This is a genomic window from Pseudomonas lutea (assembly GCF_000759445.1).
GTDB lineage: Bacteria > Pseudomonadota > Gammaproteobacteria > Pseudomonadales > Pseudomonadaceae > Aquipseudomonas > Aquipseudomonas lutea.
This window is the reverse complement of sequence record NZ_JRMB01000002.1, coordinates 1,582,810-1,609,522: the sequence shown is the minus strand read 5'-3', so window position 1 is coordinate 1,609,522 and position 26,713 is coordinate 1,582,810. Positions and strand designations below refer to the sequence as shown.

The following is a 26,713-nucleotide window of genomic DNA, read 5'->3' as shown; positions in this document are numbered from 1 at the left end:
CTGGATTCGCCCCGGACATCGCCTGATAGCTTGGGCGCGTCTGCCGGTGCTACGATACAAGGCCTTCATTCTAGACATTGCGCCGCTTGGCGCCTAGTTGCCCATGCCTATTCAGAATTCCCCGTACAACGGCTTCGCCGCGCTGCTCACCAGCAGCGGCCATCACGTTTCTCCCGCCGAATTGCAAGGCCTGTTGCTGGGGCGCAGTTGTGCCGGCGCAGGCTTCGATGCAGACGAGTGGGTCGCCGACGCTTTGCTGCTGCTGGAAACAGAGCCTGAGGGCAATGTCCGCCAGGCCCTGATCGGTCTCCAGGAAATGGTAAAAAACGAACTCACCGGTGACGACATGACTGTCGTGCTGCTACTGCCCGGTGACGACGAACCTCTGGCTAACCGCGTCGTGGCCATGGCCCAGTGGTGCCAGGGCTTCCTCAACGGTTTTGCACGCGTCGGTGGCCAGCCGCTGAGCGCAGAGGCCGCCGAGGTGCTTCAGGATCTGGCAGCCATCGCGCAGATCCAGGACGCCCTTGAAGAGTCGGAAGACGGCGAGAGCGACTACATGGAAGTGATGGAATACCTGCGCATCGCGCCGTTGTTGCTGTTCACCGAGTTCAACAAAAAGGCTGAAGCCGAAGCCAAGCCGTCTTTGCACTGACTGCGCGTCATCGTCGCTTCGGTCAGCCTGGCGTTGCGCGTCGTTGACCGAAGCGCTCACCCCGGAGAACCGCACTTGCCCATGATTCGTATCCCGAAAGCCGAATATGCCCGGCGCCGCAAGGCGTTGATGGAGCAGATGGAGCCCAACAGCATCGCTATTCTGCCTGCTGCGGCGGTGGCCATTCGTAATCGGGACGTGGAGCATGTGTACCGGCAGGACAGCGATTTTCAGTACCTGAGCGGCTTCCCCGAGCCCGAAGCGGTGATCGTGTTGATCCCCGGCCGTGAGTACGGTGAGTACGTTCTGTTCTGCCGCGAGCGCAACCCCGAGCGTGAGCTGTGGGACGGCCTTAGGGCAGGGCAAGACGGCGCAACGCGGGACTACGGCGCCGACGATGCCTTTCCCATTACCGACATAGACGACATCTTGCCGGGCCTCATTGAGGGCCGTGATCGGGTCTATTCGTCCATGGGGAGCAATCCCGAGTTTGACCGGCACGTCATGGAGTGGATCAACGTCATTCGCTCCAAGGCGCACCTGGGCGCGCAGCCGCCAAAAGAGTTCGTTGCGCTTGATCACCTGCTTCACGACATGCGCCTGTACAAGTCGGCTGCCGAAGTGAAGGTTATGCGCGAGGCAGCGCAAATCTCTGCACGAGCGCACGTGCGGGCCATGCAGGCCAGTCGCGCCGGGCTCTATGAGTTCAGTCTTGAAGCGGAGCTTGATTACGAGTTCCGCAAGGGCGGGGCGAAGATGCCGGCTTATGGCTCAATCGTCGCCTCCGGGCGCAACGCGTGCATCCTGCACTACCAGGAAAACGACGCGCCGCTCAAAGACGGCGACCTGGTGCTGATCGATGCGGGCTGCGAAATAGATTGCTACGCCAGCGACATCACACGCACGTTCCCGGTCAGCGGCAAATTCACCGACGAACAAAAGGCGATTTACGAAGTGGTGCTGAGGTCGCAGGAAGCCGCTTTTGCTGCCATCAAGCCCGGTAATCACTGGAATCAGGCGCACGAGGCCACCGTCCGGGTAATTACCGAAGGGCTGGTGGATCTCGGGCTGCTGCGGGGATCTGTGGATGAACTGATTGCCGCCGAAGCGTACAAAGCTTTCTACATGCACCGTGCCGGGCACTGGCTGGGCATGGATGTACACGACGTGGGTGAATATCGGGTCGGCGGCGAATGGCGCGTACTGGAACCTGGCATGGCGCTGACTGTGGAGCCCGGCATTTACGTAGCACCGGACAACCAAACCGTCGCCAAAAAATGGCGCGGGATCGGAGTGCGAATCGAGGACGACGTCTTGGTCACCAAAAAAGGCTGTGAAATCCTGACAGGCGATGTACCCAAAACCGTCCCCGAGATCGAGGCCCTGATGGCCGCTGCGCGAATCCAGGCCGCATGAGCCGCTTCAACCTGGCCATCGTAGGTGGCGGGCTGGTTGGCGCGAGCCTGGCATTGGCGCTACAGGCTGGAGCGAAGGCGCGGGGCTGGAAGATTGTCCTGATCGAGCCATTTGCGCCCGGCGACACGTATCAACCCAGTTACGACGCACGCTCATCCGCACTCTCGTTTGGCGCGCGGCAGATTTACGAGCGCCTGGGTTTGTGGCAGCACATTAGCCGCCGCGCCGAGCCCATCCTCAAAATTCACGTTTCCGACAAAGGCCGGTTCGGCGCGGCGCATTTGTCTTCCATGCAGGAAGACGTGCCGGCTCTGGGTTACGTGGTGGAAAACGCCTGGCTGGGGCAGTGCCTGTGGCAGGCGCTGGACCGGGACGTGATTAGCTGGCGCGTGCCGGCCGAAGTGACCCATATGCAGGCGCTGCCCGACGGTTACCGGCTCACCCTGAACGATGAAAGCCAGCTCGACTGCGACCTGGCGGTGCTTGCTGACGGTGGCCGCTCCGGCCTGCGCGAGCAGCTGGGCATTACCGTGCGCAATACCCCTTACGACCAGAGCGCACTGATTGCGAACGTCACGCCAGGTGACGCGCACGGTGGCCAGGCTTTTGAGCGCTTCACCCAAGATGGCCCGATGGCTTTTTTACCGCTACCGGACAACCGCTGCGCACTGGTCTGGACACGCACCGGCGATGACGTGCAACGACTAATGGCGCTGGACGATCAAAGTTTCCTCAGCGAGCTGCAAGCTGTATTCGGCTACCGCTTGGGTACGCTTAAGCAAGTGGGGGCACGCCACAGCTATCCGTTGGCACTCATCGAAGCTGAAGAACAGATTCGCTCGCATCTGGTGGTGCTGGGGAACGCAGCCCACAGCCTGCATCCTATCGCGGGGCAGGGCTTTAACCTGTCGCTGCGCGATGCCGCTTCCCTCGCCGAAGCGCTGCTGGCCAGCGAGGCGCCCATGGGTGACCTGTCGACGTTGCAGGCCTACCGTGAGCGCCAGCGTGCTGATCAACAAATGACCATTGGTTTCTCTGATCAGGTGACGCGGTTGTTCAGCAGCCAGCAGTATCTGCTGACCACCGGACGCAACCTGGGCCTGCTTGGTCTGGATTTGCTGCCTTCGGCCAAGAGCTGGTTCGCTCGCCAGGCGATGGGCCTTGGAACGCGCACTGATGTCTGAACACTCCATTCACTTGTGGCTTTCGCCACTGCCGAGAACGATTTAAAGCATGGAAACGCGCGCAGATCTGCTGATTATCGGGGCCGGGATGGTAGGAAGCGCGCTCGCATTGGCGTTGCGAGACAGCGGCCTGAACATCGTTGTGGTGGACGGCGGGCCTCTGACCGTTAAACCGTTCGTGGCCGACGCTCCCTTTGAAGCGCGGGTCAGCGTCCTGTCGATCGCCAGTCAGCGCATTCTTGAGCGGCTGGGTGTCTGGGAAGGGATTCTTGCGCGCCGAGTCAGCCCTTATGGCGATATGCACGTGTGGGATGGCAGCGGCACGGGCAAGGTGCATTTTTCCGCTTCCAGTGTTCACGCTGAGGTCCTTGGGCATATTGTCGAAAATCGCGTGGTGCAAGACGCGCTGGTCGAGCGCCTGCAGCAGAGCAGCATCGGCTTGTTGGCCGATGCGCGTCTGGAGCAGATGCGGCGGTCCGGTGATGACTGGCTTCTGACGCTTTCCGATGGCCGCCTGTTGCGCTCGCCGCTGGTGGTCGCGGCCGATGGCGCGAACTCCACTGTGCGGCGCATGACCGGCACAGCCACGCGTGAGTGGGACTACCTGCATCACGCCATTGTCACCAGCGTGCGCACCGCTGAATCCCACCACAAAACGGCGTGGCAGCGTTTTACCGACGACGGACCGCTGGCTTTCTTGCCACTCGACCGTGAGGGCGAGCATTGGTGTTCCATCGTGTGGTCCGTGACGCCGGAGCAATCAGAGCGATTGATGAAGCTCGACGACGAACGCTTCTGCCGGGAGCTGGAAACTGCGTTCGAAGGTCGTCTCGGAAAGGTCATCTCTGTCGACCCGAGGCTTTGCGTCCCTTTGCGTCAGCGCCATGCCAAACGTTACGTGGCCGAGGGCCTTGCACTGATCGGCGATGCCGCGCACACCATCCATCCCCTGGCCGGGCAGGGGGTCAACCTGGGTTTTCTGGACGCCGCAGTGCTCGCCGAAGTATTGCGCGGCGCAGTCGAGAGGGGCCAGCGGCTGGCCGATGAGCGGGTACTGAGTCGTTACGAACGTCGACGTATGCCGCATAACCTCGCGTTGATGGCCGCAATGGAGGGCTTTGAAAGGCTGTTCCAGGCTGACGCGCTGCCGGTTCGTCTGCTGCGCAATGCGGGGCTGAAGATGGTCGACCGCTCGGCGGAGGCAAAGGCATTGTTCGTGCGCCAGGCCTTGGGTCTGACCGGGGATCTCCCCAACTTGGCAAAGCTCTGAAACCACAACCCTTTCTGTAAACGCAGCTCACCGTGGGACCGGCTTTAGCCGGGAAGGCGCATGCTGCGAATCTGATGGCGTTTCGGCTGGCCTATCCCGGCTAAAGCCGGTCCCACTAGAGCAGCCTCCATATTCTGTGAATCTGGTTGCAGCACTTCTTTCACTCCGCAACATCCAGTAACGCCTCCACACTGACACCGGTTGAGAAGGTAGATGCGATTCACTACCATTTCGCCTCGTTTTTCCCCCGAATCAGGAGAACCTGCATGCAGGCGAGCAAGCGTCTTTTGGCTGCCCTGGCATTAACCGTGCTCGGCAGCTCCGCCCAGGCCGCAGATGAAGTGGTGGTGTATTCCTCTCGTATCGACGAGCTGATCAAGCCGGTGTTCGATGCCTATACCGCCAAGACCGGTGTAAAGGTCAAGTTCATCACCGACAAGGAAGCGCCGCTCATGCAGCGCATCAAGGCTGAAGGGGAAAACGCCACCGCTGACCTGTTGCTTACTGTCGACGCAGGCAACCTCTGGCAAGCGGAACAAATGGGCATCCTGCAGCCCTTCACCTCGCCGGTTATCGACGCGAACATTCCGTCGCAGTACCGATCTTCAACCCACAGCTGGACTGGCCTGAGCCTGCGTGCCCGGACCATCGCCTACTCCACTGATCGCGTTAAACCCGAAGAGCTTTCGACCTACGAAGCGCTGGCTGACAAGCAGTGGGAAGGGCGCCTTTGCCTGCGTACCGCTAAAAAGGTCTACAACCAGTCGCTCACCGCCACGCTGATCGAAACCCACGGCGCCGAAGCGTCAGAGAAGATTCTCAAGGGCTGGGTGAATAACCTCTCCACCGACGTGTTTTCCGATGACATCGCGGTGCTGGAGGCCATCAACGCCGGCCAATGCGATGTTGGCATCGTCAACACCTACTACTACGGTCGTCTGCACAAGGACAATCCGGATCTGGCCGTACGCCTGTTCTGGCCCAACCAATCGGACCGCGGGGTTCATGTAAATCTCTCCGGTATTGGCCTGACTCGGTACGCGCCGCATGCCGAGGCCGCCAAAGCGTTGGTCGAGTGGATGACCGGCCCTGACGCCCAGACCATCTTCGCCGGCACCAACCAGGAGTTTCCCGCCAACCCGAAAGTCGCGCCTTCCGCAGAAGTGGCCAGTTGGGGCGCGTTCAAGGCGGACACCATCCCGGTTGAAGTGGCCGGGCGCCGGCAGGCCGAAGCGATTCGCATGATGGACCGCGCTGGCTGGAATTGATTGCAACCAGGCAGCCCCGTCTGAGGGAGCGCGCTTGCCCGCGAAGGCCATAGACCATGACATGAAGGTGTCCGAGGCTATGTCATCACCAGGGCCAGGGCGCTCCTGCAGGGGATCTCTAAATCCATGAGTAACGTCCTTGGCCCATTCCCCCCAGCGTCGCTGGTATCCCCTGGTTTTCACCATCGCCGCGTTGGTGCTGTTGCCCCTGAGCGTACTGTTTCTTTCCTGGCAGACCATCGACCTGCAGATCTGGTCCCATCTTTGGGAAACCCAGATGCCGCGATTGTTGGGCAATACCCTCACGCTGGTCATCGGCGTGGGACTGGGTGTCACACTGCTTGGGGTGAGCCTGGCATGGCTGACAGCGCTGTGTGAGTTCCCCGGACGGCGCTGGCTGGATTGGGCATTGATGTTGCCTTTTGCGATCCCGGCGTATGTGCTGGCGTTCGTCTTTGTGGGCTTGCTGGATTTCGCAGGCCCCGTGCAAACGCTGATGCGCGAGTGGTTCGGCTCAGGTTTGCGTTTGCCGCGGGTGCGCTCCACCGGCGGCGTCATCATCGTGCTGGTGCTGGTGTTCTATCCCTACGTCTACCTACTGGCGCGCACTGCGTTTCTGGCCCAGGGAAAAGGCCTCATGGAGGCGGCGCGCATCCTCGGCCAGTCCCCGTGGCAGGCCTTCTGGCGTGTTGCACTGCCCATGGCAAGGCCGGCAATCGGCGCGGGCGTGGCCCTTGCATTGATGGAAACCCTTGCCGATTTCGGTGCCGTCTCGGTGTTCAACTTCGACACCTTCACTACCGCGATCTACAAAACCTGGTACGGCTTCTTCAGCCTGTCGAGCGCCGCGCAACTGGCGAGCCTGCTGCTGCTGGCCGTCATGGTCCTCCTGTACGGCGAGCATCGAGCACGGGGGGCGAGCCGCCCGAGCAACGAGCGGCCAAGGGTCAAAGCGTTGTATCACCTGCATGGGTTTAAAGCCGCTGCAGCCAGTGCATGGTGTGGGCTGGTGTTCGCCTGCGCATTTGTGGTGCCGCTGCTGCAATTGATCGTCTGGGTCTGGCAACGCGGTCGTTTCGATCTGGATGAGCGTTACGCCGGCCTGATTCTCCACACGCTTTATCTGGGGGCCATTGCTGCGCTGGTCACGGTGTGCGTCGCGATGATTCTGGTATTTGCCCGACGCCTCGCGCCCACTCGGGCCATTCGCTCCGGGGTCAGCGTCGCTAACATCGGCTACGCGTTGCCGGGTTCGGTGCTGGCGGTGTCGATCATGCTGGCGTTCAGTTATCTGGACCGTGAATGGGTCGTGCCGCTCTCCGGCTGGCTGGGGGGTGCCGGCAAGCCGCTGCTGCTGGGCAGCCTGGGGGCGCTGGTGCTTGCCTATCTGGTGCGGTTCATTGCAGTCGCGTACGGGCCGCTCGAGAACAGTTTGTCGCGCATTCGCCCATCGTTGCCGGAGGCTGCACGCAGTCTGGGCGTTAGCGGCCCGCGATTGTTTTTCAGGATTTATCTGCCGCTGCTCATCCCCGGCACGCTGAGCGCTGCACTGCTGGTCTTCGTGGATGTGCTCAAGGAAATGCCCGCCACTCTGCTCATGCGCCCGTTTGGCTGGGATACGCTGGCCGTGCGCATCTTTGAAATGACCAGCGAAGGTGAGTGGGCGCGTGCCGCTTTGCCAGCGCTGACATTGGTGCTGGTCGGGTTGCTTCCGGTCATCGGTCTGATTAGACGTTCGGCCAGGCCGATTGGCTAGGTGCGGGGTGCTGACCTTGCGGCTACAATGCGCCGCAATCGACTCGGTCTGTCAGACAATTCCACAAATTAGCATAAGCGTCAGACCCCAAGTCTCGGGGGGTTTGCGGGATTGCAATTGACTGCGTCTTCGCCACGCCCGGAAGGAGAAACCCATGGGACAGCGCACGCCCCTCTTTGACCTGCACCTTGCGCTTGGCGCAAAGCTGGTCGATTTTGGTGGTTGGGATATGCCCCTGCACTACGGCTCCCAGGTCGAGGAGCACCATCAGGTGCGCCGGGACTGCGGGATTTTCGACGTGTCGCACATGCATGTGCTCGACATATCCGGAAGCCAGGCCCAGCCTTGGCTGCAGCGTCTGCTGGCCAACGACGTGGGTAGGTTGCAGCAGATTGGGCGCGCGCTTTACAGCGCAATGCTCGACACCCGTGGCGGCATCGTCGACGACATGATCGTCTACCTGACCGAGACGGGTTATCGGCTGGTAGTCAATGCCGCCACCGGCGCCAAGGACCTGGCCTGGATGAACGCCAACCTTGCCGGCTATGACGTGCGCGTCGAGCATCGCTCGGAACTGGCCATGCTTGCCATTCAGGGGCCCAACGCACGGCAGAAGATCGGCGAACTGGTCACCCAGGAGCGTACGGCGCTCATCCATACACTGCGGCCATTCGAAGGCCAGCAAGACGGCGATTGGTTCATTGCCCGCACGGGCTATACCGGTGAGGACGGCCTGGAAATCATTCTGCCCGCCAGCGAGGCCTGCAGTTTCTTCAACGACATGGTGGGCGCCGGTATTTCGCCGATCGGGTTGGGCGCGCGCGATACGCTGCGTCTGGAGGCCGGGATGAACCTCTATGGCCAGGAAATCGACGAGCATGTCTCACCGCTGACCTCAAACATGGCCTGGACTGTCGCGTGGGCGCCCGAAGACAGGCAGTTCATCGGGCGCGCTGCACTTGAAGCGGAACGCGCGCAAGGCCTTGTTTCCAAATTAGTAGGACTGGTCCTGGAAGAGCGGGGCGTTTTGCGCGCCCATCAGGTCGTCCGCGTAGCGGAAGTTGGCGAAGGAGAGATCACCAGTGGTAGTTTCTCTCCTACGCTAAGCAAGTCGATCGCGCTGGCGCGTGTACCGATGGCAACCGCTGACCGTGCCGAAGTGGAAATTCGCGGCAAGTGGTACCCGGTCCGTGTGGTGCAACCCGCTTTCGTGCGTCACGGCAAAGCGTTGATCTAAACCAGATTTGACAGCCATTCCTGGCGGGTTTTTCCGCTGACCTGATGAAGTAGAGAGGACAAGAACATGAGCACTACTCCCGCCGAACTGCGTTTCGCTGAAAGCCACGAGTGGGCAAAGCAAGAAGGTGATCTGATCGTTGTGGGTATCTCCGATCATGCGCAGGAAGCGCTGGGCGACGTGGTGTTTGTCGAGCTGCCGGAAGTCGGCAAAGTCTTCGCAGCGGCAGGCGATCAGGCAGGCGTGGTCGAGTCCGTGAAGGCTGCGTCCGACATCTACTCGCCAGTGGCGGGTGAAGTTGTTGCAGTCAACGACTCACTGACGGGTGAGCCGGAAGCCCTGAACAACACGCCTTACGAATCGTGGATCTTCAAGGTCAAGCCAGCCAACACCGACGACCTGGGCAAGCTGCTCGACGCAGCGGGCTACAAGGCTCTGATTGGCGAGTAAGCTGCTGGGCCAGTCGTAAAAAAGCCGCTCCAATGAGCGGCTTTTTGTTGAGACTGATTTGGCGAGCAAACGCCGGTGAGCCCCAAAAGAGAATTACTGTTCGGCGACCAGGTTTTTCGCCAGGATGGCGTTCGCCAAGTCCATATCCGATGCCTTGAGCGCCGGGTTGTCCTTGCGAACCTGATCCATGGCCGCTTCCAGGTACGGGCCGCGGATTTCGCCGTTGCTGGCTAAATAACTGCCAGCGTCATCTTGTGCGGCAACGATCAGCTTGTGACGACGGAAAGTCAGGTAGGTGGAGCCGGTGGTTGCACCGGACGACAGGACGTCCCGCAGAAAACCGTCGGCCATCGCTGAACCGACCGGCAGGGAAAGCAAGGCTAACGTGGCTACAGCAAGTTTGAGACGCATGACGGGTACTCCGATTTTGGTTTGTTCTGAAACGATTTGATACGCCGTTGCCCGGTCTAGTTCCCCAGGCGCTGGCAGTCATACGACCACCACGTGCAAAATCGTGCCGTCTTGTGCGGTCACCCTCACACGGTCGCCTGCCGGAGCATCCGGTCCGACGACCATCCAGACGCCGTCGCCGACCTTGATCTTGCCTCGCCCGTTGATGATGGACTCCTGAACCACGAAAGTCTGTCCGATCAACTCCGAGCCGCGCATGTTCAGCCCCGGCTGATCCGACTTGCGCTGCACGCTGCGCTGACGGCGCCACCAGTACAGGGCAGTCAGCACCGAAAGCACCGCAAATGACACGAACTGTATTTCCCAACTCAACGCCGGCAGGATGTAGGTAAGAATGCCCACGCCTGCTGCAGCGACGCCGATCCACAGCAGATAGCCGCCCGCACCGAACACCTCAAGGATCAGCAGCACCGTGCCAAGCCCCAGCCAGTCCCAAAACGACAGGTCTTGCAGATAGGTCCACATGGCTCAGACTCGCTTGCCGGCTTCAGGTTTGGGCGTGTCGAACGTGGCTTTGACGATCTCGCCGATACCGCCAATGGCTCCGATCATCTGACTGGCCTCCAGCGGCATGAGAATGACTTTGCTGTTGTTGGCCGAAGCCAGCCTGCCCAGCGCATCAATGTATTTCTGTGCAACGAAGTAATTGATTGCCTGCACATCGCCTGACGCAATGGCCTCGGAAACCACCTGGGTCGCGCGCGCCTCGGCTTCGGCCTGTCGTTCACGGGCTTCGGATTCCAGGAAGGCGGCCTGACGCTCGCCCTCGGCTTCCAGAATCTGTGCCTGCTTCTTGCCCTCTGCGGTGAGGATGGCCGAAGCCCGTAGCCCTTCGGCCTCCAGAATTTGAGCGCGTTTGATCCGTTCGGCTTTCATCTGCCCCGACATCGCCGCCATCAGATCAGCAGGCGGGCTGATGTCTTTGATTTCAATCCGGGTGATTTTGATGCCCCATGGCGCAGTGGCCTCATCGACGATGCGCAGCAGCCGTTCGTTGATGCCATCACGCTGGCTAAGCATCGCGTCCAGCTCCATCGAGCCGAGTACTGTCCGGATATTGGTCTGCAACAGATTGCGAATAGCGTGCTGCAGGTTATTGACCTCATACGCGGCCTGGGCGCAGTTGACCACTTGATAAAAACACACGGCGTCGATCTGCACCGTGGCGTTGTCCGATGTGATGACTTCCTGTGGCGGGATGTCGAGCACGGTCTCCATCATGTTCAGTTTGTGGCCTATACGGTCGACTATCGGCACGATGATGTTCAGCCCAGGCTTGAGCGTGTTGGTGTAGCGGCCGAAGCGTTCAACGGTCCACTGGTACCCCTGCGGTACCACTTTGAAGCCCATAAACACGATGGCCACGGCCAACGCCACAAAAAGTAAAACCACACTTCCGGTTTGCATAACGGATCCCTGTTGGTGACGGTAAGAAGTCGATCGGGCAGAGTAGGGTAATTGGATCTGCGCGGCGAGATTCTGTTGTACCACTGGCAGCACGGTTCGCGCAGCAGCTGAGCCTTGAGCAATACACACCATAGGAGAGCGTCATGGCTGTTCTGGATAGTTTTCGCCTCGACGGCAGGGTAGCGTTGATAACCGGTTCCAGCGCCGGTATTGGCCTGGCGATCGCCCGCGGCCTGGCCGAAGCCGGCGCCACCGTGGTGCTGAATGGTCGTAATGAACAGACGCTGCAAGCAGCGGCGCAGACCCTCGCGAACGAGGGGCACGTCGTTCATACCCAAGCCTTTGACGTGACCGACAGCGCGGCGGTTGCCGCTGCGGTTCAGGCAATCGAGCAGCGCGTCGGGGCGCTGGAGATTCTGGTCAACAACGCGGGCATACAAAGGCGCGGGCCACTGGCCGACTTCCAGGAAGCAGACTGGCACGAGCTGATGCGCGCCAACCTGGACAGCGCTTTCTTTGTCGGTCAGGCCGTTGCCCGCTGCATGATTGTGCGTGGACGCGGGCGGATTATTAACATCTGCTCCGTGCAGAGCGAGCTGGGCCGCCCGGGGATTGCGCCGTACACGGCAAGCAAAGGCGCGTTGAAAATGCTGACCAAGGGGATGGCGATAGACTGGGGCCCGCTGGGTCTTAACGTCAACGGCATCGGTCCGGGGTATTTCAAAACCGAGCTGAATGCTGCGCTGGTGGCCAATGCCGAATTCAGCGACTGGCTGGTGCAGCGCACGCCGAGTCGTCGCTGGGGCGACGTGTCAGAGCTGGCGGGCGCTGCGGTGTTTCTGGCATCGGACGCAGCAAGCTTCGTCAACGGCCACATCCTTTACGTCGACGGTGCCATTACGGCCTCGTTGTGATACGGAGAACGCTCATGCAATCGATTGTCTGCCACGCCGCGAAAGATCTGCGCGTCGAGCCTGCCGACGACGCACTGCCGCTGGTCAGCGGTCAGCTGCGTGTACGCGTCGCTCGCGGCGGTATCTGCGGCTCGGACCTGCATTACTACCAGCACGGCGGTTTCGGTGCGGTTCGACTGAAAGAGCCGATGGTCCTCGGCCATGAAATCTCGGCGGTCATTGAGGAAGTCGCGGATGCGAACGGCACGTTCAGCGTTGGACAACGGGTTTCTGTCTCGCCGTCACGACCGTGCGGTGACTGCAAATACTGTCATGAGGGCCTGCCCAATCACTGCCTTGACATGCGGTTTTACGGCAGCGCGATGCCTTTCCCTCACATCCAGGGCGCGTTTCGTGAACGACTAGTGATCGAGTCAAGCCAGGCCCATTTGCTGGCGCCCAGTACAACGCTGGCGGAAGGCGCGCTGGCCGAACCGCTGTCGGTGGGGCTCCATGCAATCCAGCGTGCCGGCGGGGTATTCGGCAAGCGCGTGTTGGTGACCGGTTGTGGCCCGATCGGCAATTTGCTGATCGGCAGCCTGCGCGCGGCAGGTGCGCTGCAGATCGTGGCTGCGGACCTGAGCGACAGCGCGCTGGCTTGTGCCCGTCGCATGGGCGCCAGCGAGACGCATAACCTGCGTGACGAGCCGCAGGCGCTGGCTCGCTATACCGCCGATAAGGGTTATTTCGATGTGATGTTCGAAGCGTCCGGCAGCGCTCAGGCGCTGGGTAACGGTCTGACCTGTATGCGTCCTCGCGGAATCGTGGTGACCGTCGGGCTCGGCGGGGACGTGGCGATTCCCCTGAATCTAGTGGTGGGCAAGGAAATCGATCTGCGCGGCACCTTCCGCTTCCATGCCGAATTCGCTCAGGCCGTGGATTTGCTTAACCGCAAGGTGATCGATGTCACGCCGGTGATCTCCCACACCGTTGCCTTCGAAGATGCCGTTCAAGCGTTCGAGCTGGCGGGAGACAAGCAACGGGCGATGAAAGTGGTGCTGGACTTCGGCGTTGCAGACGTCTGACGGAGTAAGCAATCGGGCTGGTGTGGCACTGCGGGCCCAGGCCATTTCGGCATTACCGGGCCAGCGCCCTGTAGGAGCGCGCTTGCCCGCGAAGGTGTTGCGTCAGGCGCCCTTATGCCACTGCCCCATCTCGTTCGCCAGCAAGCCGGCTCCTACAGTGATTGCGGCGTGCCAGCCAACGTGGCGGCGACCCTTTTGACGGGTTTGCTGGCAAGCGCGCTTAGGGTGGCTAGCGCTGCTCGCTCTGTGGCGTTACGCGCAGCACTTCTTCCACCGTCGTTAGCCCTGCTGCGACCTTTTGCGCGCCAGACAACCGCAGGCTGCGCATGCCGTCCTTGAATCCCTGTCGACGCAATGCCGTCAGGTCCAGGTCGGCTGAAATCAGCGATTTGACGGCGTCTGACATCAGCATGATTTCGTAGACCCCGGCGCGGCCGCGATACCCTGTGTCGCGGCATTCGGCGCAGCCGACCGCCCGATGCGCGCCACTCGGCACAGGCGCCTGCCACGGGCGTGTCAGGGTCTGCCAGTCAGCCTCATCCATCTCGATCGGCGCCTTGCAGTGCGGGCAAAGCGTACGCACCAGCCGCTGTGCCATTACGCCGAGAATCGTCGCTTTAAGCAGGTAATGCGGCACACCCAATTCGAGCAAGCGACTGACCGCGCTGGGTGCGTCGTTGGTGTGCAGGGTCGAAAGCACCAAGTGACCCGTGAGCGCGGCCTGGATGGCCATTTCTGCTGTTTCCAGATCGCGAATCTCGCCGATCATGATGATGTCAGGGTCCTGCCGCATCAGTGCCCGCACGCCGCTGGCAAAGTTCAGATCAATGTTGTGCTGGACCTGCATCTGGTTAAACGCGGGCTCGACCATTTCAATCGGGTCCTCGATGGTGCAGAGGTTCACCTCCGATGTCGCCAGCTTTTTCAGCGTCGTGTACAACGTGGTGGTTTTGCCGGAACCGGTCGGTCCTGTCACCAGAATGATGCCGTTGGGCTGGCGGGTCATGCCTTCCCAGCGGCGGAGGTCATCGCCGGAGAATCCCAACTGATCGAAGTCTTTGAGCAGTACTTCCGGGTCGAAGATCCGCATAACCATCTTTTCGCCAAACGCGGTAGGCAGCGTCGATAGTCGCAGTTCCACTTCGCCGCCGTCAGGCGTTTTGGTCTTCACACGGCCATCTTGTGGCTTGCGCTTCTCGGCCACGTTCATGCGGCCCAGACTCTTCAGGCGGCTGGTAACCGCCATCGCGACCTGCGGCGGGAATTGATAGACGTTGTGCAGCACGCCGTCGATGCGGAACCGCACCGTTCCCGCTTCACGACGAGGCTCGATGTGAATGTCACTGGCGCGCTGCTGATAGGCGTACTGAAAGAGCCAGTCGACGATATTGACGATGTGCGCGTCGTTCGCATCGGGTTCCTGATCGCTGGCGCCGAGCTTGAGCAACTGTTCAAAGTTGCCCATGTTGCTGACTTTTTGGTCGCTGGCGCTTGCGCCGCTGACCGATTTTGCCAACCGATAAAACTCGACGGCCAGTTTCTGCACGTCGACGGGATTGGCGACGACCCGTTTGATCGGCATTTTCAGCACGTGGGTCAGGTCGGCTTCCCACGCATGCACGTAGGGCTGTGCGCTGGCGATAGTGACCGCATCGCGATCAACATCCACCGCGAGAATCTTGTGGCGCTGGGCGAAGGCGTAGGACATCAACGGTGTGACGGCAGCGACGTTGATCTTCAGCGGGTCAATACGCAAATACGGCTGCCCGGCTTGCTCGGCCAGCCAGGCGGTCAGGGTTTCAAGATCGAGTTTCTTGCCGGGCCGCTTGTGGTTATCGAACTGCTGGTTGGCAATGAGTTCGAGCGGATGGGCGTGGAGGTTCTGCGCAGCTCGGCGCAGGGTGAGCGCATATTCGGCATTGTCCTGATCGAGGTAACCCTGCGCGACGAGATCGCGCAGTACTTCGTTCAGATCCAGCCAGCGGTCCTGAGATGATGAGGCGAGGACGGACATGCGGGCTCCTTCGGGCGAGACGGCTTACTTCGGTGATGAGCAAGAGTAGTCCCAAGCGTGCCAGTTGCGGTGCCCTGCCGGTAGTGAAGCATTGCCAATATTTTCGGAGCACTCAACTGGCAGCGAGTGAGACGGCCTCGGTTACGACGTGCAAATCGCCTATCGGTTCCAGTTCGACCGAGCATACGCTGACCAAGTTGCGCATTTTTTCACCAATGACCTGCGCCCGGTGCCATGTCATGCCCCCCACTTCAACACTCACCATCAACATGTCTTCCTGTTGCAGCACTGAAACCTGGCGGGGTATGAGGTACTGCATTGCAAAAAGATTAAGCAGCCGGCAGAGCACATCGGCTTCGGCCTCGGCAAGAATTTCAAAGCGCGACACGCAGTGAGCGTTACTTACCGACCAGGCATCGTGACGCAGTGGGGCAGGGTGGAAGGCTTCAAAATGCGGCATGCAAGATCTCCTGGCAAACGTACCGTTGCAGTGACGGCGGATGAAAGAAAGTTTTACATGCTCCAGCAGAAATTTCTGATCGAAGATATGCTGTATCGCGCCGAAAAAGACTTGTTTATGTGACCAATCTGGCTTTGGAGACTCAGCTATGCAGACAGAGCTGGATGGCTACGATCGAAAAATTCTGGCACTGCTGCAGGAGGATGCGTCGTTGTCGAGCGCGCAAATTGCCGAGCAGGTAGGCCTGTCGCAATCGCCCTGCTGGCGACGGATCCAGCGGTTGAAAGATGAAGGGGTGATCAGGCGTCAGGTCACGCTGCTCGATCGCAAAAAAATCGGGCTCAACACGCAGATTTTCGCCGAGGTGAAGCTCAACGCTCACGGTCGGTCCAACTTCACCGAGTTCACCGATGCGATCCGCGGATTTCCCGAGGTGCTGGAGTGTTATGTGTTGATGGGCTCAGTGGACTTCTTGCTGCGCATCGTTACGCCGGACATCGAAGCTTACGAGCGATTCTTCTTCGAAAAGCTTTCGCTGGTGCCGGGGATACAGGAGGTGAACTCGACTGTGGCGCTGTCGGAGATCAAATCGACGACAAGCTTGCCGATTGTGAGATAGCTGTCGCCTTTCCCGGCTGTAGCCAGCCTCACTGATGGATCGCGTTCGCTAGTGGGACCGTATGTTGTCAGTGGGACCGGCTTTAGCCGGGAAGGCGTCGGTAGGCACACTGTAAATTGAGAGTGCTGTCGCTGGCCTCTTCCCGGCTGAAGCCGGTCCTACGGGTACACAGTATGTTGTTGGTGGGACCGGCTTTAGCCGGGAAGGCTTCGGTAGGCACACTGCAAATTGAGAGTGTTGCCGCTGGCCTCTTCCCGGCTGAAGCCGGTCCTACGGGTACACAGTATGTTGTCAGTGGGACCGGCTTTAGCCGGGAAGGCTTCGGTAGGCACACTGTAAATTGAGAGTGCTGTCGCTGGCTTCTTCCCGGCTGAAGCCGGTCCTACGGGTACACAGTATGTTGTTAGTGGGACCGGCTTTAGCCGGGAAGGCTTCGGTAGGCACACTGCAAATTGAGAGTGCTGCCGCTGGCCTCTTCCCGGCTGAAGCCGGTCCTACGGGTACACAGTATGTTGTCAGTGGGACCGGCTTTAGCCGGGAAGGCTTCGGCAGGCACACTGCAAAAATGAGAGTGCTGCCGCTGGCCTCTTCCCGGCTGAGGCCGGTCCTACGGGTACACAGTATGTTGTTAGTGGGACCGGCTTTAGCCGGGAAGGCGTCGGTAGGCCCACTGCAAAAATGAGAGTGCTGTCGCTGGCCTCTTCCCGGCTGAAGCCGGTCCTACGGGTACACAGTATGTTGTCAGTGGGACCGGCTTTAGCCGGGAAGGCGTCGGTAGGTCCACTGCAAAAATGAGAGTGCTGTCGCCTCTTCCCGGCTAGAGCAGGTCCCACTGAACCAGCAGCAGCGGGTCCTGCCGAACGCGGATTACAACTTCAACAGCGTCTTCCATGCCCGGCTTTGCAGCACGGTGATGGTTTGCTGCACCCGGGCATCCAGAATTTCATCCGTGATATCGAGGTGCGCCAGTTGCTCAAGCTTGTTCAGCTCGCCATACAACCGGTCCAGCTCAGGCAAGTCGAGCGCCTGACGGGCGTAATGCAGCCATACCTGAAGCCGCTCAATACGTGGCAACTGTTCGGCGAGGTCTTCAGGTTGCTGTTGGTAGCGCGGCAGATTCAGCGCAGTCGCCTCATCGCCCAGGAAACGCGGCACCCAGCTGCTGAGCATCGCGTGGCCCTGACGATTGCCACGGTTATTGCGCTCGACCGTCCAGCTGCGTTCCATCAGCCAGCGCGAAGTGGTCAGCGAGAACAGGCCCCAGCGAGTGTCCTGCAGCTCTTCGATGAACTGCTCATGCGCGGCGGCACGGACGTCGCCATCTTCCTGACCGGCCAGCACTAGCGTGCGCCAGTCTTCCAGCAAAGCGTCCAGCGCCGCGCGCAGATCGTGGGTTGTCGCGCGCGGAGCGGCCTGACCGAGGCTGCCAGCCAGGGCACGCAGCTCGGCAAGCACTTCAACCCATTCCTGCAACAGGCTCCAGTGACCGTTGAAACGGTACTGCTCGGCCAGACGCTGGCTGCTGCCGAGCAGAAACCAGGCGATGGCGCTGAAAGCGTCGTCCACCGACATTTCACCATGCAGTTCAGGCGCCGGCAGTTTGATTGAGTAGCTGCCGGCGTCGAACAGACGATAGCCACGCTCGGCTTTGCTGATATCGCATGGCATTAGCGGCAGTTTCTCGGCCAGCTCAGCAGCGAGTTCCAGCAGCGCGGCGGGATCACCTTCGCGCAGCTCTAATTCCAGTTCGCAAATTTCTTCCTGCTGCTTGCCCGCGATCACCTTGCCCAGATCCAGTGCGGCCTCGATCACCACTTTGGACTTGCCACGGCCCCAGGCAATTTCTGCCTTTTCGCGGACAAAATCAGTGGTGAACAGCGGCTTGATGGTTTTCTTATCCAGGTCCGCCAATTGCTCCGGCCAGCATTCGCCGTCGAGCTTCTTCAGATCGAGCTTGGCTTTGGGCACGTCCCAGTTGTACTCGTTACGTTCGGACAGACCCGCCATGCTCTGGCCGCGGGTTTTCAGGGTCTGAATGATCGCGTCGCCGTCACGGCGCAGGCGTAGCGCAACCTTGGCCTGGGCCAGCTCACGCTCAGGGGTGTCGAAGTACTGATTGAACAGCTCAAGCCGCTCCCAGCCGCTCTTGTTGCGCTTCTTCAGCAGCGGGTGCTCGCGCAGGGCTATGAGGGTTTCGCGGCTGACGCGGAGTTTGATTTCGGTTTCTTTGTGCATGGCCGGAGAATCCAAACGCTCTATCGCTGATAACAGGGGACACAGCCGGAATCGACACAGCTGCGTGGGCCGTGCAGTGTACAGGACATCAACCGACACAGTTTATTCATGCGGCCGAATCGACCTATGATGGCTCGCACGTAGCACCCCATCACCGGAGTCGCCTATGCCGTTGCCGTCCCTGAAAGACCAGTTCGCCGCCCTGATCGCCGCTCCGTCCGTAAGCTGCACGCAGCCGGCGCTCGACCTGTCCAATCGCGCCGTTATTGATTTGCTGGCAGGGTGGCTGGGTGATCTTGGCTTTGCCTGTGACATCCAGCAGGTAAGCCCCGGCAAGTTCAATCTGGTCGCGACGTTTGGCACCGGCCCCGGCGGGTTGGTGCTGGCCGGGCACAGCGATACGGTCCCCTACGACGATGCGTTGTGGAAAACCGATCCGCTGAAGCTGACCGAGGTCGACGGCAACTGGGTAGGACTGGGCAGCTGCGACATGAAAGGGTTCTTCGCGCTGGCCATCGAGGCGTTGCGGCCTTTGCTCGACCAGCCGTTCAAACAACCGCTGATCATCCTCGCTACCTGCGATGAGGAAAGCTCGATGGCGGGCGCAAAGGCCTTGGCTGCCGCAGGTGGCGTGCTCGGGCGCGCGGCAGTCATTGGCGAGCCGACTCGTCTCAAGCCGGTTCGTCTGCACAAGGGCGTGATGATGGAGCGCATCGAAATTCTTGGCCGCAGCGGTCACTCTTCCGACCCAAGCCTGGGGCGCAGCGCGCTTGAAGCCATGTACGACGCCATTGGCGAGCTCAAAGGCCTGCGTCGCCAGTGGCAGGAGCAATACCGCAATCCGCAGTTCAGCGTGCCGCAACCGACCCTGAACTTCGGCTGCATCCATGGAGGCGACAACCCAAACCGGATCTGCGGGCAGTGCTCGCTGGAGTTCGACCTGCGCCCGCTGCCGGGCATGGACCCCGACGTGCTGCGCGACGCCATCAGGCAGAAACTGCACCCCGTTGCCGAACTGCATCAGGTACAGATCGATTACGCGCCGCTGTTCTCGGAAGTGTCCCCGTTTGAAGAAAGTGCCGATGCGGAACTGGTGCGAATCGCCGAGCGTCTGACCGGTCATACGGCCGAAGCAGTGGCATTTGGCACCGAAGCGCCTTATCTTCAGCGCCTTGGTTGCGAAACCATCGTGCTGGGTCCAGGTGACATTGCCTGCGCGCACCAGCCAGGTGAGTATCTTGAAATGTCACGTTTGCAGCCTACAGTGCGTCTGTTACGTCAGTTGATCGAACACTATTGTCTGACGCCTGCGTGAGTCGGCGACTACCCCCGAAATACCCGAAAAAGGAGAGTACGCGTGTTGCGATGCCTGTTCCGACGATAAAGCTCATGCCGTCTTGAGTGTTTTCACCCTTCGTCCATCTACCACAGGCTCCTTTCGGATATGCCCGATTACGTTAATTGGCTCCGCCACGCTTCTCCCTACATCAATGCCCACCGGGATTGCACCTTTGTCGTCATGCTGCCGGGCGACGGCGTCGAGCACCCGAACTTCGGCAATATCGTCCATGACCTTGTGTTGCTGCACAGCCTTGGCGTTCGTCTGGTGCTGGTGCACGGTTCGCGTCCGCAGATCGAGAGCCGACTGCAGGCGCGCGGTCTGACGCCGCACTTCCATCACGATATGCGCGTGACCGACTTCGCGACGCTTGAGTGTGTGATCGACGCGGTCGGGGCGCTTAGAGTCGCCATTGAGGCGCGCCTGTCGATGGACATGGCTGCTTCGCCCATGCAGGGTTCTCGCTTGCGCGTCACAGGGGGCAATTTCGTCACGGCGCGCCCGATTGGCGTGCTCGAAGGTGTTGATTTTCAGCACACCGGCGAAGTCCGCCGCATCGACCGCAAAGGTATCAGCCGACTGCTCGATGAGCGCTCCATTGTGCTGCTATCGCCGTTGGGCTACTCGCCCACGGGTGAAATCTTCAATCTGGCCTGTGAGGACGTCGCGACCCGCGCGGCGGTCGATCTGGGCGCAGAAAAACTGCTGTTGTTCGGCGCCGAATCAGGCCTGCTGGACGAGCAGGGCCGTCTGGTACGTGAACTGCGCCCACAGCAAGTGCCCGCGCACCTTCAACGCCTGGGCAGCAATTACCAGGCCGAGCTGCTGGATGCGGCGGCGCAGGCCTGTCGCGGCGGGGTCGCGCGCAGCCACATCGTCAGCTATGCCGAAGACGGCGCGCTGCTGTCCGAACTGTTCACCCGTGCAGGCGGCGGGACGTTGGTGGCGCAGGAGCAATTCGAGCTGGTGCGTGAAGCGTCCATCGGCGACGTTGGTGGGCTTATTGACCTGATCACGCCGCTGGAGGAGCAGGGCATCTTGGTGCGCCGCTCGCGTGAAGTGCTGGAGCGTGAGATCGAGCAGTTCAGCGTGGTCGAGCGAGAAGGGCTGATTATCGCCTGCGCTGCGCTGTACCCCATCGCCGACTCCGAGGCGGGCGAGTTGGCGTGTCTGGCGGTAAACCCTGAATACCGTCACGGCGGGCGCGGCGACGAGTTGCTCGAGCGCATTGAAGAGCGCGCCCGGGCGATCGGCCTGAAAACCCTGTTCGTGCTTACCACTCGCACGGCGCACTGGTTTCAGGAGCGCGGCTTCGAGCCAAGCAGTGTCGATCGTCTGCCCAGCGCACGGGCATCGCTGTACAACTACCAGCGCAATTCGAAGATCTTCGAGAAAGCGATATAACCGGGCGATGAAGGCCTCACATCGGCTTCAAGCCTGACGCCGCTTTTCTATTGTAGGAGCGCGCTTGCCCGCGATATCGGTGTGTCAGCCGACGCCGATGTCGTTGCCGAAAACCATTCGCGGGCAAGCGCGCTCCTACACCTGGATCGAGTTGTGTCAGAAGATGAAGTCAGCGGGGAGTGAGCGTTTCCGCCGGCTTCCAGCCTTGCGCCGCTTTTCTATTGTAGGAGCGCGCTTGCCCGCGATATCGGTGTGTCAGCCGACGCCGATGTCGTTGCCGAAATCCATTCGCGGGCAAGCGCGCTCCTACACCCGGGCGGTGTGGTGGCAGAAGGTGAAGTCAGCGGGGACTGAGCGATTCCGCCGGCTTCAAGCCTGACGCCGCTTTTCTATTCTAGGAGCGCGCTTGCCCGCGATATCGGTGTGTCAGGCGACGCTGATGTTGTTGCCGAAAACCATTCGCGGGCAAGCGCGCTCCTACACCTGGATCGAGTCGTGTCAGAAGATGAAGTCAGCGGGGAGTGAGCGTTTCCGCCGGCTTCAAGCCTTGCGCCGCTCCTACACTCGGATAGGGTCGTGGCAGAAGGCGACGTCAGCCTGCACCGAGCGCTCACGCCGGATATCAAATGGCGCCCACGCACTCGCCCGTAGGAGCCGGCTTGCTGGCGAACGTGGTAGTTCAGAAAAAAAGAGAGTGACTGACCCGACGCTTTCGCCAGCAAGCCGGCTCTCAACAGGTTCAATGGCGTCGTGTCAGTTGATGACACGACGCCCTGCCGGTCAGTTACTGATTGCCAGAATGCTCGCCTGATACGCACCCACGAACGTATCAAAATCCACCTTTTCCTCGGTCTGCTCCAGTTCCGCTTGCGCGGCCAGTGAATCACGTGCCGTGGTTTCGAAGCGGCTCTGCTCTTCGGCACTCAGCGGACGGCTGCGGAAGTCTTCGGCGTGGACCTGTGACTGGCGAAGGGAAAAGGCGGTGAAGCCCTCCTTGTGCTCGGTCATGGCGGCGAGGACTTGCGCAGACGGTGTGAGTGAGGCGTCCGCAACCTTCGCCCGCTGAACCTCCAGCGATTTGATGTGCTCATTCGTGCCATGGCTCGCATCAAGCAATTCACAGATCGGCCGGATGGTGTCCAGCATCTCGTTGGCCCAGGCTTTCAAGTCAACCGTCGTATCGTTACGGCTCAGTTGCAGCCCCGGGCGGCGACCTTCCTTGACCACGGTCAGGAAGTTCGAACTGGCGTTCCCACATTCGTTATTCGCCAGTTGCGGGCTGTCGTGCAGCGCGCAGTACAGGATGAACGCATCAATGAAACGTGACTGCTGAAGGTCTATGCCCACTGGCAGGAACGGATTGATGTCCAGGCAGCGGACTTCCACGTACTGCACGCCGCGCGCGACCAGCGCCTGAATAGGGCGCTCGCCGGAATAGGTGACGCGTTTCGGGCGGATCGTCGAGTAGTACTCGTTTTCGATCTGCAGCACGTTCGTGTTGAGCTGAATCCACTCGCCATCCTTGTGCGTGCCGATTTCGACGTAAGGCGCGTAAGGCGTCGCCACCGCACGGCGAAGGCTGTCGGTGTAGGTCAGCAAGTCGTTGTAGCAAGGCGTCAAGTCCGCCTGGGCATTGCTCTGATAACCCAGATCGCTCATCCGCAGGCTGGTGGCATACGGCAGATAAAGCGTCTCGGCGTCGAACTGCTCAAGCTGGTGCGAGCGGCCGCGCAGGAAACTGGCGTCCAGGGCCGGCGATGCGCCGAACAGGTACATGAGCAGCCAGCTGTAGCGACGGAAGTTGCGGATCAGCCCAATGTAGCTCTCGGATTGGAAGTCGCGGTCGTCGCCGTCAAAGTTCGCGTCCTGCCGCAGGACCGGCCAGATGGCCTCAGGCAGCGAAAAGTTGTAATGAATGCCTGCGATGCACTGCATGGTTTTGCCGTAGCGCAGTGCGAGGCCCTGACGATAGACGTACTTGAGCTTGCCGATATTGGACGTGCCGTAATAGGCAATCGGGATATCAGCTTCGGCCGGCAACGGACACGGCATCGAAGGGCTCCAGATGTATTCGCTGCCCAGCTTGCTGTAGGCAAAGCGATGGATCTTGTCCAGGCTGTCGAGCGTATCGGCCGGGTTGGACAATGCCGGAGTGATGAACTCCAGCAGCGACTCGGAGTAGTCAGTAGTGATTTGCTCGTTGGTCAACGCGGCACCGAGCGCTTCCGGGTGCGGAGTTTGCGCCAGACGGCCTTCGCCCGTAACGCGCAGGCATTCACGCTCGATGCCATGCAAGCACTTCTCCAGAAGAGAGAGATTGGAGTGCTCGCCAAGCAAGGTCAGGCGGCGGTTGAGAAGTTCGCTCAAGTTGGAATCCTTCACGCGTCAGTCGGCCCTATATGGGGGCGATATGGCGGTCTACAAGGGTGAAGAAAGGAACTGGCGTTTTCGCCTCGTCGATGGCCCTAACGCCGATGCCCGTCGCTGATTGTTCCTGATAAGGAAATCAGAAAATTTCGACACTGCTTAACAGTGCCGAAACTAACTCATAACGCCATCGGACAGCTAGACGATCGCGAACGTGCCCTGCGCTTTGGCAACAAGCTTGTCGTGCTGCCGAACATCGGCCTCGACCACCAGCGTCCGCCGTCCGGCATGCAGCACAGTGCTGGTGCAGATGACTTCGCCGTCGGCCACGGCGCGCATGTAGTTGATTTTGCACTCTACCGTGACGCTTTGCTTATCGAAGCCGTGAGAACTGGAACAAGCCAGCCCCATGGCGATGTCGACCAGGCTGAACAACGCGCCCCCGTGCATGACGTTACCGCGATTGCGCAGGTGCGGTTCCAGTGGCAGCGCCACCACAGCGACACCTTCATCCAACTGCACCACGCGGCAACCGAGCGTCTTGAAATAGGCGCTCTGGGTCAATTCGTCCGGGATGTCCATTAGCGTTTCTTCAACTGCTTGGCGTTGGCGAACAGCGAAGCCATCGCATTATTGCTCGGTGCTGCCGCAGCGGTTTCCTTTCGCGGGGCACTGCTCTGCTGTTGGCGCGGAGCCGCGCCGGGACGGGCGCCGCGAGCACCATCGACTTTCTCTCCGGGGGTATCGCTCATGCGCATCGACAGACCGACGCGCTTGCGCGGAATATCCACCTCCATCACCTTGACCTTCACCACATCGCCCGCTTTTACCGCTTCGCGAGGGTCCTTGATGAACTTCTCCGAAAGCGCAGAGATATGCACCAAACCGTCCTGATGGACACCGATATCGACAAATGCACCGAAGTTGGTGACGTTGGTGACCACGCCTTCCAGAATCATGCCCGGCTGGAGGTCCTTGAGGTCCTCGACACCGTCCTGAAATTCAGCGGTCTTGAACTCCGGACGCGGATCTCGCCCCGGTTTTTCCAGCTCTTGAAGGATGTCGGTCACGGTGGGAAGACCGAAGGTTTCGTCCGTGAATTTCTTTGGATCCAGGCGCTTCAGGAACCCGGCATCACCGATCAGCGAGCGGATGTCGCGATCGGTCTGGGCCGCAATGCGCTGCACCAGCGGATATGCCTCAGGGTGAACGGCCGACGAGTCCAGCGGGTTGTCGCCATTCATGACGCGCAGAAAACCTGCGGCCTGTTCAAAGGTTTTTTCGCCCAGACGCGGCACCTTCTTCAACGCCGCGCGGGTTTTGAACGCGCCGTTCTGGTCGCGGTGGGAAACGATGTTCTGTGCCAGCGTGGTGTTCAAGCCCGAAATCCTCGCCAGCAAGGCGACGGAGGCGGTGTTCACATCAACGCCCACAGCGTTCACACAATCTTCCACAACGGCGTCAAGGCCGCGGGCCAGTTTGAGCTGAGAAACGTCGTGCTGATATTGGCCGACGCCGATGGATTTGGGGTCAATCTTCACCAGCTCGGCCAGTGGGTCCTGCAACCGCCGGGCAATGGAAACAGCACCCCGAATGGAAACATCAAGGTCCGGGAATTCTTTGGACGCCAGCTCGGATGCCGAGTAAACCGAAGCGCCGGCCTCAGAAACCATGACTTTGGTCATCTTCAAGCCTGGATACTTTTTGATCAGATCGCCTGCCAGCTTGTCGGTCTCACGGCTGGCCGTGCCGTTGCCGATCGCGATCAGGTCCACCGAATGCTTGGCGCAGAGTGCGGCGAGCACGGCGATGGTCTGGTCCCACTGGTTTTTCGGTACGTGCGGATAAACCGTCGCGTAGTCCAGCAGCTTGCCGGTGCTGTCGACCACGGCGACCTTGCAGCCGGTACGCAGGCCCGGGTCAAGGCCCAGTGTGGCGCGCGGCCCCGCCGGTGCGGCCAGCAGCAGGTCGTGCAAGTTGTGAGCGAATACATTGATCGCTTCGGTCTCGGCGCCTTCACGCAGCTCGCCGAGCAGGTCTGTCTCCATGCTGGAGTACAACTTGACCTTCCAGGTCCAGCGCACGACTTCGGCCAGCCATTTATCCGCAGGGCGATTCCGATTCTGCAGACCGAAGCGCTCGCTGATCATCATCTCGCACGGATGCAGGGTGCCCGGAAGCTCTTCGCCGACCTTCAGCGCCGAGCTCAGGACGCCCTCGTTGCGACCGCGGAAGATCGCCAGCGCGCGGTGCGAAGGCATGCTTTTGAGGGGTTCGTCGTGTTCGAAATAATCGCGAAACTTGGCGCCTTCCTCTTCCTTGCCTGGCACCACTCGAGCGCTGATCACGGCTTCGTGCTTGAGGAAGCTGCGCAGCTTTTCAAGCAGCGTGGCGTCTTCAGCAAAACGTTCCATCAGGATGTATTTGGCGCCATCAAGCACGGCCTTGACGTCGGCAAAGCCTTTTTCGGCATCGACGAAGCGCGTGGCTTCAGTCTCCGGCGTCTGGTCGGGGTTGTTGAAAAGCCCGTCCGCCAGCTCGCCCAAACCGGCTTCCAGGGCGATCTGCCCTTTGGTGCGGCGCTTCTGCTTATACGGCAGGTACAAATCTTCAAGGCGCGTTTTGGTGTCGGCAAGCTTGATGTCGCGGGCCAGCTCAGGGGTCAGCTTGCCTTGCTCCTCGATGCTGGCAAGGATGCTGACGCGGCGGTCGTCGAGCTCGCGCAGGTAACGCAGGCGCTCTTCCAGATGACGCAGTTGCGTGTCATCGAGGCTGCCTGTGACTTCCTTACGGTAGCGAGCGATGAAGGGCACGGTTGAGCCTTCATCCAGTAGCGCGACGGCCGCTTCGACCTGTTGCGGGCGGACGCCGAGTTCCTCGGCGATGCGGCTGTTGATACTGTCCATAAAACCACCTGGCAAATGTGTGTGCATAAAATCAGCTGCTGGCGAACCGCCTTGAGCGAGCGTTGCCTGACTTTGAAGGCGGCGCATTATACCCAGTGCGTCCTGAATAGGGGATTGACCCGTCGAGACGACGGTTTGAGCCAGCGCGGACAGCGTGAATCCAGCGCAAAACACTCGGCAAAAGCACTCATGTGGATTCAGGAAAAATCTGCTAACAATGCACACGGTGCGCATAACTGCAGCTACGCCATAATGCGCGCCGAGATCAAAGGAGCTT

22 protein-coding genes are annotated in these 26,713 nt (G+C 60.4%); 13 read left to right on the top strand and 9 right to left on the bottom strand.

Annotated elements, in window-relative coordinates:
* Positions 1-103 precede the first annotated feature (103 nt).
* The 8 genes from LT42_RS19295 to gcvH all read left to right on the top strand — a co-directional run bounded on the left by LT42_RS19295 (position 104) and on the right by gcvH (position 9,236).
* Positions 104-655, top strand: coding sequence for a YecA/YgfB family protein (locus LT42_RS19295; protein ID WP_037016500.1), 552 nt, complete (start codon positions 104-106; stop codon positions 653-655).
* An 81-nt stretch (positions 656-736) separates the two neighbouring features.
* Positions 737-2,071: a Xaa-Pro aminopeptidase gene (gene pepP, locus LT42_RS19290; protein WP_037016498.1), complete on the top strand. Its 1,335-nt coding sequence runs from the start codon at positions 737-739 to the stop codon at positions 2,069-2,071.
* A complete protein-coding gene (ubiH, locus tag LT42_RS19285; RefSeq protein WP_037016496.1) occupies positions 2,068-3,255 on the top strand; it encodes a 2-octaprenyl-6-methoxyphenyl hydroxylase in 1,188 nt (395 codons plus the stop codon). Before pepP ends, ubiH begins: the two co-directional genes overlap by 4 nt.
* Positions 3,256-3,304: 49 nt before the next feature.
* Complete coding sequence (locus LT42_RS19280) at positions 3,305-4,525, top strand: 2-octaprenyl-3-methyl-6-methoxy-1,4-benzoquinol hydroxylase (RefSeq protein ID WP_037016493.1); 1,221 nt, start codon at positions 3,305-3,307, stop codon at positions 4,523-4,525.
* A gap of 266 nt (positions 4,526-4,791) precedes the next feature.
* Positions 4,792-5,793 (top strand): extracellular solute-binding protein, encoded by a 1,002-nt coding sequence (locus tag LT42_RS19275; protein WP_037016490.1) that lies wholly within the window; start codon positions 4,792-4,794, stop codon positions 5,791-5,793.
* Positions 5,794-5,932: 139 nt separating this feature from the next.
* A complete protein-coding gene (locus tag LT42_RS19270) occupies positions 5,933-7,549 on the top strand; it encodes an ABC transporter permease (RefSeq protein WP_037016487.1) in 1,617 nt (538 codons plus the stop codon).
* A gap of 154 nt (positions 7,550-7,703) precedes the next feature.
* Positions 7,704-8,786, top strand: a complete 1,083-nt coding sequence (gene gcvT / locus LT42_RS19265) for a glycine cleavage system aminomethyltransferase GcvT (protein WP_037016485.1) — start codon at positions 7,704-7,706, stop codon at positions 8,784-8,786.
* 66 nt (positions 8,787-8,852) lie between these two features.
* Positions 8,853-9,236 carry a glycine cleavage system protein GcvH gene (gene gcvH, locus LT42_RS19260; RefSeq protein ID WP_037016482.1) on the top strand — a complete coding sequence of 128 codons (384 nt, stop codon included), beginning with the start codon at positions 8,853-8,855 and terminating at the stop codon, positions 9,234-9,236.
* Between the two features lie 93 nt (positions 9,237-9,329).
* On the opposite strand, the gene LT42_RS19255 is transcribed toward gcvH, so the two are convergent.
* The 3 genes from LT42_RS19255 to LT42_RS19245 form a co-directional block, all read right to left on the bottom strand.
* The gene (locus LT42_RS19255; protein ID WP_037016479.1) at positions 9,330-9,647 is read right to left on the bottom strand and encodes a DUF2388 domain-containing protein; all 318 of its coding nucleotides are present in this window, start codon (positions 9,645-9,647) and stop codon (positions 9,330-9,332) included.
* 78 nt (positions 9,648-9,725) lie between these two features.
* Complete coding sequence (locus LT42_RS19250; protein WP_037016477.1) at positions 9,726-10,172, bottom strand: NfeD family protein; 447 nt, start codon at positions 10,170-10,172, stop codon at positions 9,726-9,728.
* Between the two features lie 3 nt (positions 10,173-10,175).
* The gene (locus tag LT42_RS19245) at positions 10,176-11,114 is read right to left on the bottom strand and encodes an SPFH domain-containing protein (RefSeq protein WP_037016475.1); all 939 of its coding nucleotides are present in this window, start codon (positions 11,112-11,114) and stop codon (positions 10,176-10,178) included.
* 143 nt (positions 11,115-11,257) lie between these two features.
* Between LT42_RS19245 and LT42_RS19240 the strand changes: the two genes are divergently transcribed.
* Complete coding sequence (locus LT42_RS19240; protein WP_037016472.1) at positions 11,258-12,028, top strand: glucose 1-dehydrogenase; 771 nt, start codon at positions 11,258-11,260, stop codon at positions 12,026-12,028.
* 14 nt (positions 12,029-12,042) lie between these two features.
* A complete protein-coding gene (locus LT42_RS19235) occupies positions 12,043-13,092 on the top strand; it encodes an L-idonate 5-dehydrogenase (protein ID WP_037016470.1) in 1,050 nt (349 codons plus the stop codon).
* A 229-nt stretch (positions 13,093-13,321) separates the two neighbouring features.
* Here LT42_RS19235 and tfpB read toward each other — a convergent pair whose 3' ends face one another.
* Together tfpB and LT42_RS19225 are read right to left on the bottom strand one after the other, a co-directional pair.
* Entirely contained in the window at positions 13,322-15,106 is a 1,785-nt protein-coding gene (tfpB, locus tag LT42_RS19230) for a type IV pilus assembly ATPase TfpB (RefSeq protein WP_037016468.1), read from the bottom strand.
* Between the two features lie 112 nt (positions 15,107-15,218).
* Positions 15,219-15,566 (bottom strand): hypothetical protein, encoded by a 348-nt coding sequence (locus LT42_RS19225; protein ID WP_037016466.1) that lies wholly within the window; start codon positions 15,564-15,566, stop codon positions 15,219-15,221.
* 148 nt (positions 15,567-15,714) lie between these two features.
* On the opposite strand from LT42_RS19225, the gene LT42_RS19220 reads away from it, so the two are divergent.
* Complete coding sequence (locus LT42_RS19220; protein ID WP_037016463.1) at positions 15,715-16,185, top strand: Lrp/AsnC family transcriptional regulator; 471 nt, start codon at positions 15,715-15,717, stop codon at positions 16,183-16,185.
* Positions 16,186-17,052: 867 nt separating this feature from the next.
* Here the strand turns inward: LT42_RS19220 and LT42_RS19215 are convergent.
* On the bottom strand, positions 17,053-18,420 hold the full coding sequence (locus LT42_RS19215; protein ID WP_037016461.1) for a CYTH domain-containing protein: 1,368 nt from the start codon (positions 18,418-18,420) through the stop codon (positions 17,053-17,055).
* A 166-nt stretch (positions 18,421-18,586) separates the two neighbouring features.
* On the opposite strand from LT42_RS19215, the gene argE reads away from it, so the two are divergent.
* Both argE and argA read left to right on the top strand, forming a co-directional pair.
* A complete protein-coding gene (gene argE, locus LT42_RS19210) occupies positions 18,587-19,735 on the top strand; it encodes an acetylornithine deacetylase (protein ID WP_037016459.1) in 1,149 nt (382 codons plus the stop codon).
* A 129-nt stretch (positions 19,736-19,864) separates the two neighbouring features.
* Positions 19,865-21,163, top strand: a complete 1,299-nt coding sequence (gene argA / locus LT42_RS19205; protein WP_037016456.1) for an amino-acid N-acetyltransferase — start codon at positions 19,865-19,867, stop codon at positions 21,161-21,163.
* Between the two features lie 780 nt (positions 21,164-21,943).
* On the opposite strand, the gene gshA is transcribed toward argA, so the two are convergent.
* From gshA to LT42_RS19190, 3 genes are all read right to left on the bottom strand, one after another.
* Positions 21,944-23,530: a glutamate--cysteine ligase gene (gene gshA / locus LT42_RS19200; protein WP_037016453.1), complete on the bottom strand. Its 1,587-nt coding sequence runs from the start codon at positions 23,528-23,530 to the stop codon at positions 21,944-21,946.
* A gap of 198 nt (positions 23,531-23,728) precedes the next feature.
* Positions 23,729-24,112 (bottom strand): PaaI family thioesterase, encoded by a 384-nt coding sequence (locus tag LT42_RS19195; protein ID WP_037016450.1) that lies wholly within the window; start codon positions 24,110-24,112, stop codon positions 23,729-23,731.
* Positions 24,112-26,436, bottom strand: a complete 2,325-nt coding sequence (locus LT42_RS19190; protein WP_037016447.1) for a Tex family protein — start codon at positions 26,434-26,436, stop codon at positions 24,112-24,114. Before LT42_RS19190 ends, LT42_RS19195 begins: the two co-directional genes overlap by 1 nt.
* Positions 26,437-26,713 lie beyond the last annotated feature (277 nt).